Raw genomic sequence first — 14,325 nt, forward strand, 5'->3', positions numbered from 1 at the left:
AGCGGAACCACTGCTGCTGGCATAAAAGTGGTAATTCAGCGGCTTGTTGTGAAAGAAATGGATTGGGTTTGTCGGATCGTGAGGGATTTGGTCTGGCTTTGGTGGAAATTGAAACAGTAAAAGGAAAGAAAATTATGAGAGAAGGATTAATTAAGCGCATCTCACGACTGATTTCGGCATCTGCCAATGCGGTGGTGGACTCGGTAGAAAGTGCAACGCCACAACTGGTCATGGAGCAGGCTATTCGCGAAATAGACGATGCTACTGCCGATGTGCGCGAACAGCTTGGTAAGGTGGAGGCGGCCAAATACCTCAATAGCAAGGCGCTCAATGAGGAAAATAATCGTCACAGTGCTCTCACTGAGCAAATTGATATCGCGGTAAAAGAAGGCCGGGATGACCTGGCTGAAGCGGCCATTGCCAAACAGATGGATATCGAAGCGCAGTTGCCGGTATTGGAAAAGGCTATTGCCGAGAACGATACTGAAATGCAGGAACTCAATGCTTATATCAGCGCACTGCAGGGTAAAAAGCGGGAAATGCGTGAGCAGCTCAAAGAGTTTATCAAGGCTAGCGAGCATGTCGCCAATGGTGTGAGTGACTCTGGCCGCGGCACTAGCCGTAAAACAGAGACACAGGTGGAGCAGGCAAGCGACGCCTTTGACCGAGTACTAGAGCGAGCAGGTGTACACACCTCAAAATCCAGTGTTGACGCAAGCAAGCTGGCTGAACTCGAGGAGTTGGCGCGCAACAATCGTATTAAAGAGCGGCTGGCCAAACTCAAGTCGGAGGCCTGATGGCTTTTCTGTTACAAGACCAAAATCTGATCTTCACCGGTGCGCTGGTATTGATGTTAATGATCGCGGTGCTCGAAGGCGTGATGACATTAATCGGTGTCGGTATTTCAGATCTGCTCGATAACTTGCTGCCAGATATTGATATCGATGGTCCGGATGGTGGTGCATCAGGTGGATTGACTAAAGTTTTGGGCTGGCTGCGCTTTGGCGAGGTGCCAGCACTGATCCTTTTAGTGGCATTCTTGGTTGGCTTCGGCGTTACCGGTTTGCTGATCCAGATGTTTGTTGAGTCTACTTTGGGTCTGTTATTACCTGGCGGCTTATTGGCGCTGGTAGTTTTTTTCCTGGCGCTGCCACAGGTGCGCTTTGTCGGAAATTTACTGCGGCGTTTTGCTGTTGGTGATGAAACACAAGCGGTGGGAAGAAACTCCTTTATCGGCCGGGTGGCGATAATTACCATCGGTAAAGCCGAGGCTGGATCGCCCGCAGAAGCGCGTTTTAAAGATGAATATGGCACTACCCATTATGTGATGGTGGAGCCGGATGAGAGTGAAATTTTTAACCAGGGGGAGAAGGTGTTACTGGTAGAGGAATTGGGTGTGCATTTCCGCGTGACTCGTCCCACCAGCCAACATCTGATGGAAAATAATTAAATGGAGAATCTAGCAGTGATAGGAAACCTACCCGTAGTAGTATTTATCGCCGGTGCAGTACTGGTCGGCCTGATTGTAATAGGTACTATTTTTGCGCGGCTTTATACCCGTGCCTCTAAAGAGCGTTCTTTTGTGCGTACCGGTATGGGTGGGCAAAAAGTCATTATGAATGGCGGCGCACTGGTGTTACCGGTATTACATGAAATTATCCCGGTGAATATGAATACCCTGCGCCTTGCGGTTTCCCGTAAAGAGCATCAGGCACTAATTACCAAGGATCGCATGCGTGTGGATGTTCTCGCTGAGTTCTATCTGCGCGTGAAACCCGATGCAGAAGCGATTGCCAATGCGGCACAGACTTTGGGTCTGCGCACCCTGGACCCCGAAGCCTTAAAGGAAATGATTGAGGGTAAATTTGTCGACGCGCTACGCTCTGTAGCTGCCGAAATGGAAATGGCAGAGTTGCATGAGCAACGCAGCCAGTTTGTACAAAAAGTGCAGCAGGTAGTTTCTGAGGATCTGTTGAAAAACGGATTGGAACTGGAGTCAGTCTCTTTGACCGGTCTGGACCAGACCCATAAAGAGTTCTTTAACCAGGACAATGTGTTCGATGCCGAAGGCCTTGCCAGCATGACTCGCTCCATCGAAGCGCGTCGCAAGGAAGTGAACGACGTCGAACAGGAAACCATGGTGCAGATCGAGAAGAAAAACCTCGAAGCCGAGCGCCAGAAACTGGAAATTGATAAGGAAAAACGTTACGCCCATTTGGAGCAACAGCGCGAATTGGAAAATCGCGAAGCCGCGCAAAAAGCCGATATTGCTCGAGAACTGGCTGCACAAGAGCGGGCCGCACGTCAGGCCGAAATTGAAGCCCAGCGTGAAGTAAGTCAATCCCAGATTGCCGCAGAGCAGGCGACTAAACTCCTGGAGATTGAAAAGGAGCGTCGCTTAAAAGAGCAGGAAATTGAACGTGAGAGAATGCTCGATGAGCAGCGTATCTCCAAAGAAAAGTCGGTAGAGATTGCAGAGCAGGAACGTGCAATTGCCGTCGCAGAAAAATCTAAGGAGCAGTCCCAGGCAGACCAACAGGCTAATGTTGCCTTGGCGGAAGCGGTAAAAGCGGAAGAGCAGGTGCGCACCGCTAAGGACGTGGAAATTGCTGAGCGTGACAAGCGCATCGAGATTATCGAAGCCCAGAAAGTGGCTGAGCGTCAGGCTACCGGCATTAAGGTAATGGCCGAAGCGGAGAAATCAGCTGCAGAAGATAAAGCCGAAGCGCTACGCCTGCAGGCTTCTGCTGAGGCAGAAGCAATTCGTATCAAGGTCGAAGCAGATCGCGAAAAATACGCAGTAGATGCTGAAGGTCAACGCTTGATGAACGAGGCATATAATAGCCTCAACGAAGCTCAGATTGCATTGAAGAAAGTGCTGAGTCTGCACGAGAATCTGCCCAACATTATCCGTGAGAGTGTTAAGCCTCTTGAGAGCATCGAGGGTATGAAGATCATCTCTGTCGAAGGTTTAAATGGCGTAGATGGTCGTGCGTCCAGTGGGATTCTGGATGGAGAATCAGAAGCTAAAGGTCAAAGCCTACCAGAAGCTTTAGTCGGCAGTGCTCTGAAGCACCGTGCTATGGCACCCTTAGTAGATTCTCTGCTAAAAGAGGCGGGGGTTGGTAACTTGAGCAAACCCGTTGAGACAGAAGTTTAGTGTGGTTACGGATAAGGTAAAGAAGCATTATTAGAGCTTTTTTACTAACTTCTCAACTGATAAAAAAATCAATCTCTCAACCCAGGCCTTTAAAATAGGCCTGGGTTATTTATTTAAAGGGAAGGCAATTTATGAAGCGCTGCACAAGTTGTAAAAATGGTGTGCTTAAGACAGGTTTTTTGGAGGAGTTATTTCGTGCACATACCTGCTCCAACTGTGGGGGAAGCTGGATTCTGGTTGAGGACTATCTGACTTGGAAAAGAAAAAATGCCGATTACCAGTTTTCAGATAACCTAGATGTCCTGAATGAAGTAGTGTCTGAAGATACCAAGAAAGCTATTTTATGTCCGGTATCTGGCGTAATTATGCAGAAATTCAAAATTACTGCCGGCAGTGAGCACCGTTTGGATTATAGTCCAGCAGTTGGTGGTATTTGGCTGGATAAGGGCGAATGGGAGCTGCTTAAGGCTGAAGGCCTTGCGGATTCCTTGAACTTTTTGGTTACCAATGAATGGCAAAAGAAACTCAGAGACAGTAATGCTAGAGAGACTTTCTCTGAAGTTTATCGGAAACGCTTTGGAGAGGAGACCTACGGAAAGGTAAAGGAGTTTCGTGAGTGGCTACAAAACCAAGAGAACAAGGCTGATATTACCGCCTATTTAGTTGCAGAAGATCCTTATTCTGCTGAACGTTAATTGCTAATTCTTAAATTTTTGCTCTGAGGGGAATCATGACACATTTCTATTTCTCTCAGAGACATAACAAAGGCTATTCAAGAGCCTCGTAAGCTGATTTATTCTGTATTCTCTAAGACCATTTAAAGTACTTTTGCCCGATGTAGGGATGTCAGAATTGATTTCTAATTTTATCTATATATTTATTTCACACTATCTTTAAAGTGGCCGGAAATCCTCTTGGGTTGGAAGTTATTTTTCGGCTAAATCTTGATAAGTGTAGCTGTCACACAAATCATCCATATCTTAATTCTCCTTTCTATTTTTACGAAGCCAAAATTCATTGCATAAAATTGCCAAATTGTTCTCCATTTTTCTCGATATGATTTATGAGGTGCCTATGAAGGGTGAGATCTTAGTGGTAACCTCATTGAGTTCGCTAATTTAGTAAGTGGCGATAATTAATTTAAATATAAAAATAATTGGACTAAGAATATGACTATTAAAAAACTATTGATCGCATGCTCACTATTGGTTTCATCGACTTTGGCTTTGCCTGCACTGTCCGCAAATATGATCTGTAATCTAAATGTCAAATCTGGCGGCCAAGTGTTTGGTAATGGCACTTCCCACTGTAATGGTTTGGATTTCAGTTTTGGTAATTCCACTTCAGGTTCTTGGACAATTACCAATATCACTAAATCTATTGATCGGATCCATTGGGTAAAAGGCTGTAACTCTGGGTTGTCATGCGGTGTGACGGTCAGAGCTTATTCACCCAATGAGGCGCAGGCTTATATCCATTACAAGGATGGAAGTATCGAATATGTAACAGCCAATATGTGGTACGAAACTGGGCATTAAGTTAGTTGTATGGCGCCGATTGTTCTATCGGCGCTTCTATTTATCAGTGGACATCGGCTTGATCAGATAATACTCGCGTCGATTTTCTCACTTTAAATACGTGGCGAACCCTCTCATCATCGGCTTTTATTAAAGCCATGGAATACAAGGACTATTACAAGATTCTCGGTCTGGAGCGGAGCGCTGATCAGGCGGAGATAAAACGTGCCTATCGAAAGTTGGCGCGTAAATACCACCCCGATGTGAGTAATGAAAAGGATGCGGAGGAGCGCTTTAAAGAGGTGAATGAGGCCTACGAAGTGCTCAAGGACCCGGAGAAGCGCGCAGCTTATGACCAGTTGGGAAGTGGCTTTCAGTCTGGTCAGGACTTCCGACCACCACCTAATTGGGATCAGGGTTTTGAGTTCCATGGCGGTGGTTATACCGATGCCGATAGTGAGGCTTTCAGCGATTTCTTTGAGAGCTTGTTTGGGCGGGGTGGATTTAGTCAGGGTTATGGCGGTAGGCAGCGGCGCCAGTACAGCGCTCAGGGGGAAAACACCTACGCCCGAATCGCCATAGACCTGGAAGATAGTTATCGCGGCAGCAGCCGGCAGATTACCCTCAAGCACACGGTATTGGGCGCAGATGGGCGCCCCCAGCTGGAGGAACGCACTCTAAACGTCAAGATTCCCAAAGGGATTACCGAAGGCCAACAAATCCGCCTGGCCGGGCAGGGGGAAGCGGGCATTGGCGGTGGCAAGGCTGGCGATCTTTATCTGGAAATTACGTTCAATCCCCACCGCCTTTACCATACTGAGGGCACAACGGTTTACCTGGACCTACCCCTGGCTCCCTGGGAAATGGCTCTGGGTGCGAAGGTACAGGTCCCCACACCGAGCGGCTCCCTAAAAGTTACTATTCCCGCCAATAGTGAAAACGGTAAGAAACTGCGCCTCAAGGGCCGGGGGATACCCGCCAAGCAGCCTGGAGACATGTACATTGTGCTGCAGACGGTTACACCTACTGCGACTACTGATGCCCAGCGCGACGCCTATCGCCAGTTCAGTGAGGCATTTGATTTCAACCCGCGCCAATCCATGGGGAGCTGATTATGAAGGTCAGAAGGACTGAGCAGGTGACCGGTGTGCTCCTGGATGAAGAGAGTGAACTAAGTCTGAGCGAGTTGTGCCGCGCCTGTGAGCTTCCGGCGGAACACATCTTAGCGCTGGTGGAGGAGGGCATTATCGAGCCCCGCTCTCGTAAACCCCGTTGGCGCTTTAGTGGTATTTGCGTGCGCAGGGTTCGCCGCGTCTATACTCTGGAGCGGGATCTGGGGGTCAATCTAGCCGGTGCGGCGTTGGCGTTGGAGTTACTCGAAGAGATAGAGCGGTTACAGGCGCAGCTGGCGCGATTAGAGCAGCGCCGTAAACCTTAATGTTCTTGGCTGCCGGCACGTAAGAAAGGACCAATGATCTCGATTTTTTCAACCCAAATAGCGCCGCTGTAACCTTGGGGTAGATGATTTAGCTCCTCGGGGCTGTGCACACCGGCCAATCCACTCTGGCCCTTTTCATGATCTACTGCCATTACCAGGCTGCCGGCCTGCCTCATTCGTAGAGCAAAGCGATTAGGCCAACCCCAAAGGGCCCACTGCCAAGTATTGGGAGCGATCACAATGCTGTTATGACAGGATTTGGGAATATAGCCACTCCACCCAACCAGCAAATACCCCAGTACACAACTTTTTGCGCTGTCTTTACTAAAGGCCAAAGCTTTGGGCCTTAACTCCCGTATTCTTGCGATGGGGCGGGTGCCGCCGTAGACCATTAAGCGGGAATTAGAGAGTAGCTGGTGTTGGCGTAAATAGTTATTCAGTCGGTCTGCTTCATTGGGATCATTACTTTTTATATTGATCAGAAATTGTCGATCAGGGAAGTGTTGAAAAACTTCTTTCAATGTGGGTATCAACCCTATGCCCTGGCCTCGAAAGGGAAAGGTTGTACCGCCATCGAAGGTGTAGCCATAGCCAACATCGAGCTTCTTTAGGTCGGTGATGGCATGCTCCCGAGTGACGCCACTTCCGTTTGTGCGGCAATCCAAAGTCCAGTCATGAAAGACGGCAAACTCACCATCGGTTGTGGGATGGATATCGAGTTCGACAATATCCGCGCCATGAGCAAATGCTGCCTCCATGGAGGGAATGGTGTTTTCCAGATAGCGGTGTTCTGGATTGAATATGCGAATAGCCGTGCAATCGTCACGCCCTAGATTATCGCGATTATAGGTTTGGTAGACACCACGGTGGGAGATAAGAACGGGCTCCCCCTGGGGCGTTGGAGCCAGCCAGGAAGCATTTAATAGGTAAATAACTCCAAAACCAAATAAAGAACCCAACATGCCAACTTTGGCAAAAATGCCCGGCTTCATAAAAGCATCTCCGCCATTATTTCCCTTGAGCTGCTGCCAATACTAGCTGGCACAGCTACAAAAGAACGGGCTTTTTGGGGGCAAATGATGGCGAATTCAGGCGGCAAACTTGGGGTGGTGTGAAGCCACCCCATGTATGGTTAAAGAGCGGCTTTGGTAATCGTGGTGATCAGATAGCCGGTATAAACGAGGTAGGCGGTCAGCAGGGCGCCCCCTTCCCAGCGGTTGATACGTCCCTGGCCGCGAAAGCCGTAGGCGAAGACAAATAGGGCGAGGGTCAGGCCGATCACCATGGGCCAGTCTCTGGTGAGTACTTCCGGTGGCACACTGGACATGGGGGCGATAGTGCCGGCAATCCCCACCACGGCCAGCAGATTGAACATGTTCGAACCCACCACGTTGCCGATGGCGATATCGTGTTCGCCTTTGCGCGCGGCCACTATGGTGGCTGCCAGTTCTGGTAGAGAGGTACCGAGAGCGACGATGGTGAGGCCGATAATCAGATCGCTAACACCCAGCGACTCTGCGATGGTGACCGCTCCCCAAACCAGCAACCTTGAGCTGACAATCAGAAGTATTAAGCCGGCAACTACCCAGAATAGAGCTCGGCCCAGAGGCATAGCGTGTTCTTCCAGCTCCTCAGCCACCTCGCCTTCCAGCTTATCGCCTTTGCCACGCAGGGCAGAGAATACGCTCCAGCCGATCAAACCGAAGAAACCCAGTAACAGAATTACCGATTCCCAGCGCTCCAGCTTGTCATTCCATAGGAAGGCACCACTCAGCAGGGTGATCGCCATTAACAGTGGCAACTCTTTGCGCACGATTTTCGAATGTACGCTCAAGGGAATAATCAGGGCGCTGAGGCCCAGAATCAGGCCGGTATTGGCGATATTGGAGCCGTAGGCGTTACCCAGGGCCAGGCCGGGACTGCCATCCAGTGCGGCGATGGCGGAGACCACCATTTCCGGTGCTGAGGTACCGAAGCCAACAATCACCATGCCGATCAACAGTGTGGGCATGCCGGCGTGCTTGGCCGTGGCTGCGGCGCCCTCCACGAAGCGGTCAGCACTCCAGACCAGCACAATAAAGCCGGCAATGATGGCGAGAGCGGCGAGAAGCATAGGCAGTCCTTTAAAGTTACAGGCGAAATTGGGGCATAGCCCGACAAACGGGGAGCGATTGTACCGGCTCTCGGCGTCACAATCAGTGGCTTGCCAAAGAGACAGGCGCGATATCTGTAAAAAATCGAAAGTGTCCCGTCAGTCAGATGGTTCTGCTGCCAGTGTGGGCTACAGTCAATGCATGGCCCGGTAAATCTACGGGATGGCTGAGAGGCTCTGTGCCCCGGTGCGAAGCCCGCTCAGTTGGTGGAGATGTCGGGTATGTTTACGCGGGTCGCACAGAGCCATGGGCGGCGGATTCGCGATATCCATGTCACCGGCCACTCGCCGGCTAGTTAGGAGGCCTATATGCAACTCAAAGCTTCAATCGGAATACTGGCGGCTGCCCTGGTGCTGACCCTATCCGCCTGTGAACAAAGGAAAAAGGAAGAATCCATGGACAAAAGCGGCATGGGCACCGCTGAAACCGGGTGCTGCCAGCATGCGGAAAGTGCCTGCGCTGGGGATGTGTCCAAGTCTCAGTGTGACCAGATGAGCGGTAAGTTTCATAAGGATCATATGTGCCGAACGGATACCGGCAAGTGCGCCCGCAAATAGCGCTATTTGCTGAGGGGGCGGCACAAGCCAGTGCTGCACCCTCTTTTCTCACATTGTTCAATTCTGCTAAGCCCCCCTTCTAACTGCTCTCATATCTGCGAAAACCTCCCATCTCAAGTGACCAAAAACTGCCCTTTGGTATGCCTTTCAGGCACTCTTGACATTAGTTACATCTGCAACTAACTTCGTTTGCGCTTGAAATTAACCAGCGCGCAGCCCCGATAAATGGCGCCGCGAAGATAAGAGACGGAGGACTGCATGGCCGATTTATTTGAGAACCCGATGGGTTTGGATGGCTTCGAATTTGTAGAATTCACTGCGCCGGAAAAAGGCATTCTCGAAACGGTGTTTACCGCCATGGGCTTTACTAAGGTGGCCCGCCACCGCTCTAAAGCGGTGGAGTTGTGGCGCCAGGGTGATATCAACTTCGTCACCAACTACGAGCCCAGCAGCCACGCCTATTACTATGCCCAGGAGCATGGTCCCTCCGCCTGTGGCCTGGCCTTTCGTGTGAAAGATGCCAAATTTGCCTACGAGGAGGCTCTGCGCAAGGGCGCTCAGCCAGTAAACGTACAGACTGGCCCGATGGAACTGAAACTGCCGGCCATCAAAGGCATTGGTGGTGCGACCCTGTACCTGATCGACCGCTACAAAGAAGGCGAGTCCATCTACGATATCGACTTTATCTGGGAAGAGGGCGTAGACCGTCGCCCCGAAGGCTGTGGCTTCCACACTCTCGATCACCTTACCCACAACGTGTATCGCGGCCGCATGGATTACTGGGCCAAGTACTACGAGGATCTGTTTAATTTCCGCGAGATCCGCTATTTCGATATCAAGGGCGAATACACCGGTCTGCTGTCCAAGGCTATGACTGCGCCGGATGGCAAGATCCGCATCCCGCTGAACGAAGAAGCGGCCGGTGGCGGTGGTCAGATCGAAGAATTCCTGATGAAGTACAACGGCGAAGGTATCCAACATATCGCCTTCGCCTGTGACGATCTGGTGGCCTGTTGGGATCGTCTAAAAGAGCGCGGCATGGAGTTTATGACCCCGCCGCCGGACACCTACTACGAAATGCTGGAAGAGCGCTTGCCGGGCCACGGTGAGCCCACCGACGAATTCCAGAGTCGCGGCATCCTGCTCGATGGCACTACCGAGGGCGGTCAACCGCGCCTGCTGCTGCAGATTTTCTCTGCCAATATGCTCGGCCCGGTATTCTTTGAGTTTATCCAGCGCAAGGAAGACGAAGGATTCGGCGAGGGCAACTTCAAGGCCCTGTTTGAATCCATTGAGCGCGACCAGCTCAAGCGCGGCGTCATTAAAGAAAAGGAATAACAATCGGAGGCTTCAATGGGCATTAAGCGCATTCACCACGTGGCGTATCGCTGCAGGGACGCCAAGGAGACCGTGGAATTTTATCGCGATCTTCTCGGCATGGACTTCCAGCTGGCCATTGCCGAAAACGAGGTACCCTCAACCGGTGAGCCGGACCCTTACATGCATGTCTTTATGGATGCGGGTATGGGGAATGTGCTTGCCTTCTTCGAAATCCCCAACTCTCCGGAGATGGGGCGCGATGAAAATACCCCCAAGTGGGTGCAGCATATCGCTTTCGAAGTGGAGTCCATGGAAGAAATGCTCGCGACCAAAGAGAAGCTGGAAGCGGCGGGGGTCGATGTACTCGGCCCCACTGATCACACCATTTTCCAGTCGATCTACTTCTTTGATCCCAACGGCCACCGCATTGAGCTGGCCGCCAATACCGCCAAGCCCGGTATGCACAAAGAGCTGAAGCGTGTTGCGGAAGATATGCTGGAAGAGTGGTCGCGCACTAAAAAAGCCCCAAGGCACGCCGCCTGGATGCATGGGGAGGAAGAGTTTGTGGAAAAAGTTGAAGGGGAGGCACAGTGAAGTTAGCCAGCCTTAAATCCGGCCGTGATGGCCAACTGGTTGTCGTTAGCGACGATCTCACCCGTATGGTGCCGGCCGGCGATATCGCTCCCACCATGCAGAGTGCATTGGACAACTGGGCAGCAGTCAGTGGCGAGCTGGAGAAGCTGCACGAGCGTTTGCACAACGGCGAGATTGCCGGAGAGCCATTCGAGCAGAGCCTGTGTGCATCGCCTCTGCCGCGCGCCTATCACTGGGCCGATGGCAGTGCCTATGTGAACCATGTTGAGTTGGTGCGCAAGGCTCGCGGTGCCGAGGTGCCGGAGAGCTTTTACAGCGATCCGCTGATGTACCAGGGGGGCTCCGATACCTTCCTGGCCCCACGCGAGCCGGTGACCATGCCGCAAAGTGAGGGCTTCGGCATCGACTTTGAAGCGGAAATTGCCGTGATCACCGACGATGTGCCCATGGGAGTCTCCGCCGAGGATGCGCTCTCCCATATCAAACTGGTGATGCTGGTAAACGACGTTTCCCTGCGCGGTTTGATTCCTGCGGAGCTGGCTAAGGGCTTTGGTTTCTATCAGTCCAAGCCCTCCAGTGCCTTCTCACCGGTGTGCGTCACGCCCGAGCAACTAGGAGACAACTGGCGTGAGGGCAAGTTGCACCTGCCTCTGGTTTCCCACCTGAACGGGGAGAAGTTCGGTGAGCCCAATGCCGGTGTGGATATGACCTTTCACTTTGGCCAGTTGATTGCCCATGCGGCCAGAACCCGCCCACTTTGTGCCGGCACTATTATCGGTTCTGGTACCGTGTCCAATAAGATGGATGGCGGCCCGGGTAAGCCGGTGGCAGAGGGTGGAGTTGGCTACAGCTGCATCGCTGAGATTCGCATGATCGAAACCATCCAGAATGGTTCGCCCAGTACACCATTTATGGATTTCGGCAACACGATCTCTATCGAGATGTTCGATGGCGAAGGCCAGTCGATTTTTGGGCGTATCGAGCAGACGGTGGAGAAGGTGTAATACCATCTTTTCGCCACGGCTTACGCTGTAAAAAAAGGGGCACCTAACGGTCGCCCCTTTTTTATTTTGATACTCATTATTTAGATACTTTCCATTTAGACTATTTAGATTCCTAGTCGGCGCATGGAAAGTAATGGCATTTGTTGCCTCACCTTAGTTAGTCTCTCAGCATCTAGCGTGGCAGTGATGATGGTTTCACCCTCACCGGCTTCGGCCAGGATCTCACCCCAGGGATCGATGATCGCTGAATGTCCCCAGGTACGTCTTTTCTCCGAGTGGATGCCGCCCTGATTGGCCGCAATCACAAAGCAGCCATTCTCTATCGCGCGTGCTCGCAACAGGGTCATCCAGTGCGCTTTCCCAGTGGTATGGGTAAAAGCCGCCGGCACCACAAAAATCTCAGCGCCGTTCATTGCCAGTTGTCGGTAGAGTTCGGGAAAGCGCAGATCGAAACAGATGCTGAGCCCCAGCACACCCCAGGGTAATGTCGCCACACAGGGCTCGTCACCGGGTTCAATACTGGCGGATTCACGGTAACTTCCGGCTGAGTCTTCAACATCCACATCAAACAAGTGCATTTTGTCGTAGCGGGCCTGCAAAACACCGCGATCATCGAACAGCAGGCAAGCAGAGCGACTGCGCCTGCCATCGGTCGCGGTTCCATTGGGCCGTTCCAGCAAGGGTACAGCGCCGGCTACCAGCCAGATACCCAGCTCCGCTGCCCAACTCTGTAGCGCGTGTTGAATGGGTTGTCTGTCTGCATTGGCTTTATGGTTCGCACAGAAGGGTTCGGCCGCGGAGAAACTGCCCTTATCTGAAAAGTGTGCAAAATTTTCCGGTAGCAGTATTAGTTGGGCACCGCGTCCGGCGGCTACCTTCAGCAGTTTATAGGCTTGTGTGAGATTGTCCTCGACACTCTCACCGCTGATCATCTGCACTGCTGCGACACAAAGGGTTTTCACAAAGACTCTCCTGATTTTCCGCTGGCCTCGAGGGGCAGGGAAAAGCTAGTGTCTGACAGTATAAATCTCAAGTGTACTTAGCTGTGCAAACTATTCACAGATCAGAAAATCCAATGAGACGAGGGGCTCAGTCTGTTGCGGCTAGGGTAAGCCGACAATGTAAAGCTAACAGTATTTATGACGGTGTAAGATCTATTTATCTTGGAGCGTTGGATAGTGAATATGGATTGTCTGTAGGTTAGTGATACGTTCTCAGAGCGGGCAAAATCTTCTAAGCAAAGACCAACCGGTTAGAAACGCCAAGAAATTTTCTAGTCGTCCCTCCCCGATTTTTCACTCACATTTTTTGACCAATTAAAAAACTGGATGGTTTTGTATATGGTCTTAGCGGAAATGGTAATTCCTCTGTGTTCACTGAGTGACTAAAATCTTGCGTATTGTCATGAAAATGATTTTTTCTCAATTGCTCAGTAGTTTGCTTAAAAAAGCATCGCATTAGCCGATAAAAATTGGTTAATAATTCTCATTCTCTCCCTCCTAAATAAGTCTTTATGCGGCCTGGAAAAATAGTGCCAGAGTCGATTTAAAAAGCTTTCGTATTTCCTGTTGGCGCTGAAACTTTTCTGCTTCAATGCCGGCCCAATTCGATAAGTGGCGTAGAAAAATTCCACGAAAAATTAAAAGGGATTTTAAAAGCGCTTTTCTTGCCAAGCAGAAGTGAGAGAATAAAAATGCCTATTTGGGTCGACAAAACAATTCTGAACGTGACCGGCACACGTGTACGGCCAGTGCAGCAAGCGGTGCCCAACTACAATGGACACGTTGTTAAGGATTTCAGTCAGTGCTTCGATCCGGTAAAGGGGTTGATTACGGTTCACGAGGATACCTCTGGCGGCGTTTGCGAATCGCTCTCAGCTTTCTGGATGAAGTATCACTCCGAAGGCGGTAGCCTGTGGAACTGGTTATATCCCAATAACACCTTTGATGAGCGCCATCTTTTTCACGTGATGACCCTACAGCAGGCGGGTATGCACGATGACCAGGATAGAGTTACCGAAGCCTGGCTGGGGGTGCATAACCTGTATCCAGTCAGCCAAAATGTGTTTGGGGGCGCTTTCCCCAATGGGCGTGGAGGCAATACGATTCGCGGTATCAATAATCCGCGTAGAGCCAATGGGCAAAGTGGTGTGTTTTCCCCCAATGCCTTGGCTCGGGAAATCATTCTAGATCAGACTGGCGGTGCAGGTTGCTATAAGAAAATCAGCCTGGATGGCACCTTCTCTGGCCACACTATGTCTGCTTGGGTAGCGCAGGATATCGCATTCTTCGATCCAAACTTCGGTGAGTTTTGGTTTGAATCCCGCGCTTCATTCTTTAATTGGTTCACTCAGTCCTTCTGGTATCAGTCCATGTATTCTGCGGGTCTGAGTGGTAGCTATGCTATTCGGTCTTATGCACGCAGGGGCTAACTAGCCACAGATATTGAGGGAGCCGCAGGTATGGTGGCTCCCGCAATGTATTTCACTTCCCGCTTCTACTATCACCCAATTTCCCATTTGCTCTCCCTCAAGTCATAAAACCTTCCTGGTTCCAGGGTCACAGATAGTAATCTCGCCGAGT

Annotated in this window: 15 protein-coding genes; 12 read left to right on the plus strand and 3 right to left on the minus strand. The window is 51.0% G+C overall.

The genetic code is table 11. The features are described from left to right. Positions 1-68: 68 nt before the first annotated feature. The 7 genes from ACXAFI_RS19035 (at position 69) to ACXAFI_RS19065 (ending at position 6,115) form a co-directional block, all read left to right on the plus strand. On the plus strand, positions 69-797 hold the full coding sequence (locus ACXAFI_RS19035; protein ID WP_216646287.1) for a PspA/IM30 family protein: 729 nt from the start codon (positions 69-71) through the stop codon (positions 795-797). After that, positions 797-1,450: a YqiJ family protein gene (locus ACXAFI_RS19040; RefSeq protein WP_475110040.1), complete on the plus strand. Its 654-nt coding sequence runs from the start codon at positions 797-799 to the stop codon at positions 1,448-1,450. The genes ACXAFI_RS19035 and ACXAFI_RS19040 overlap by 1 nt, the downstream gene beginning before the upstream one ends. Then, on the plus strand, positions 1,451-3,160 hold the full coding sequence (locus ACXAFI_RS19045) for a flotillin family protein (RefSeq protein ID WP_444920639.1): 1,710 nt from the start codon (positions 1,451-1,453) through the stop codon (positions 3,158-3,160). Positions 3,161-3,291: 131 nt separating this feature from the next. Next, a complete protein-coding gene (locus ACXAFI_RS19050) occupies positions 3,292-3,855 on the plus strand; it encodes a zf-TFIIB domain-containing protein (RefSeq protein ID WP_475110041.1) in 564 nt (187 codons plus the stop codon). Between the two features lie 474 nt (positions 3,856-4,329). Beyond that, positions 4,330-4,698, plus strand: a complete 369-nt coding sequence (locus ACXAFI_RS19055; RefSeq protein ID WP_475110042.1) for a hypothetical protein — start codon at positions 4,330-4,332, stop codon at positions 4,696-4,698. Between the two features lie 137 nt (positions 4,699-4,835). After that, positions 4,836-5,789, plus strand: a complete 954-nt coding sequence (locus ACXAFI_RS19060; protein WP_475110043.1) for a DnaJ C-terminal domain-containing protein — start codon at positions 4,836-4,838, stop codon at positions 5,787-5,789. Between the two features lie 2 nt (positions 5,790-5,791). Then, the gene (locus tag ACXAFI_RS19065) at positions 5,792-6,115 is read left to right on the plus strand and encodes a chaperone modulator CbpM (RefSeq protein WP_475110044.1); all 324 of its coding nucleotides are present in this window, start codon (positions 5,792-5,794) and stop codon (positions 6,113-6,115) included. Here ACXAFI_RS19065 and ACXAFI_RS19070 read toward each other — a convergent pair. Then, complete coding sequence (locus tag ACXAFI_RS19070) at positions 6,112-7,107, minus strand: glycerophosphodiester phosphodiesterase family protein (protein WP_475110045.1); 996 nt, start codon at positions 7,105-7,107, stop codon at positions 6,112-6,114. The two genes, ACXAFI_RS19065 and ACXAFI_RS19070, sit on opposite strands and share 4 nt — an antisense overlap. Positions 7,108-7,247: 140 nt before the next feature. Next, on the minus strand, positions 7,248-8,228 hold the full coding sequence (locus ACXAFI_RS19075; protein WP_152450456.1) for a calcium/sodium antiporter: 981 nt from the start codon (positions 8,226-8,228) through the stop codon (positions 7,248-7,250). A gap of 348 nt (positions 8,229-8,576) precedes the next feature. On the opposite strand from ACXAFI_RS19075, the gene ACXAFI_RS19080 reads away from it, so the two are divergent. The 4 genes from ACXAFI_RS19080 to ACXAFI_RS19095 all read left to right on the plus strand — a co-directional run bounded on the left by ACXAFI_RS19080 (position 8,577) and on the right by ACXAFI_RS19095 (position 11,743). Then, entirely contained in the window at positions 8,577-8,825 is a 249-nt protein-coding gene (locus ACXAFI_RS19080) for a hypothetical protein (RefSeq protein WP_152450458.1), read from the plus strand. A gap of 258 nt (positions 8,826-9,083) precedes the next feature. Continuing rightward, positions 9,084-10,163, plus strand: coding sequence for a 4-hydroxyphenylpyruvate dioxygenase (gene hppD, locus ACXAFI_RS19085; protein WP_152450460.1), 1,080 nt, complete (start codon positions 9,084-9,086; stop codon positions 10,161-10,163). A 15-nt stretch (positions 10,164-10,178) separates the two neighbouring features. Then, a complete protein-coding gene (locus ACXAFI_RS19090; protein ID WP_152450463.1) occupies positions 10,179-10,739 on the plus strand; it encodes a VOC family protein in 561 nt (186 codons plus the stop codon). Next, complete coding sequence (locus ACXAFI_RS19095; protein ID WP_475110046.1) at positions 10,736-11,743, plus strand: fumarylacetoacetate hydrolase family protein; 1,008 nt, start codon at positions 10,736-10,738, stop codon at positions 11,741-11,743. The genes ACXAFI_RS19090 and ACXAFI_RS19095 overlap by 4 nt, the downstream gene beginning before the upstream one ends. Before the next feature lie 104 nt (positions 11,744-11,847). Here the strand turns inward: ACXAFI_RS19095 and ACXAFI_RS19100 are convergent, their stop codons facing one another. Next, entirely contained in the window at positions 11,848-12,705 is an 858-nt protein-coding gene (locus tag ACXAFI_RS19100; RefSeq protein WP_475110047.1) for a carbon-nitrogen hydrolase family protein, read from the minus strand. Between the two features lie 731 nt (positions 12,706-13,436). Between ACXAFI_RS19100 and ACXAFI_RS19105 the strand changes: the two genes are divergently transcribed. Further along, positions 13,437-14,174, plus strand: coding sequence for a YopT-type cysteine protease domain-containing protein (locus tag ACXAFI_RS19105; RefSeq protein WP_152450469.1), 738 nt, complete (start codon positions 13,437-13,439; stop codon positions 14,172-14,174). Positions 14,175-14,325 lie beyond the last annotated feature (151 nt).

Source organism: Microbulbifer sp. ABH2_005 (assembly GCF_056160005.1).

Coding starts and splice junctions, on each gene's coding strand:
- ACXAFI_RS19090 (WP_152450463.1), top strand. CDS start 10,179: ATGGGCATTAAGCGCATTCACCACGTGGCGTATCGCTGCAGGGACGCC.
- ACXAFI_RS19065 (WP_475110044.1), top strand. CDS start 5,792: ATGAAGGTCAGAAGGACTGAGCAGGTGACCGGTGTGCTCCTGGATGAA.
- ACXAFI_RS19070 (WP_475110045.1), bottom strand. CDS start 7,107: ATGAAGCCGGGCATTTTTGCCAAAGTTGGCATGTTGGGTTCTTTATTT.
- ACXAFI_RS19050 (WP_475110041.1), top strand. CDS start 3,292: ATGAAGCGCTGCACAAGTTGTAAAAATGGTGTGCTTAAGACAGGTTTT.
- hppD (WP_152450460.1), top strand. CDS start 9,084: ATGGCCGATTTATTTGAGAACCCGATGGGTTTGGATGGCTTCGAATTT.
- ACXAFI_RS19045 (WP_444920639.1), top strand. CDS start 1,451: ATGGAGAATCTAGCAGTGATAGGAAACCTACCCGTAGTAGTATTTATC.
- ACXAFI_RS19080 (WP_152450458.1), top strand. CDS start 8,577: ATGCAACTCAAAGCTTCAATCGGAATACTGGCGGCTGCCCTGGTGCTG.
- ACXAFI_RS19105 (WP_152450469.1), top strand. CDS start 13,437: ATGCCTATTTGGGTCGACAAAACAATTCTGAACGTGACCGGCACACGT.
- ACXAFI_RS19060 (WP_475110043.1), top strand. CDS start 4,836: ATGGAATACAAGGACTATTACAAGATTCTCGGTCTGGAGCGGAGCGCT.
- ACXAFI_RS19075 (WP_152450456.1), bottom strand. CDS start 8,228: ATGCTTCTCGCCGCTCTCGCCATCATTGCCGGCTTTATTGTGCTGGTC.
- ACXAFI_RS19040 (WP_475110040.1), top strand. CDS start 797: ATGGCTTTTCTGTTACAAGACCAAAATCTGATCTTCACCGGTGCGCTG.
- ACXAFI_RS19055 (WP_475110042.1), top strand. CDS start 4,330: ATGACTATTAAAAAACTATTGATCGCATGCTCACTATTGGTTTCATCG.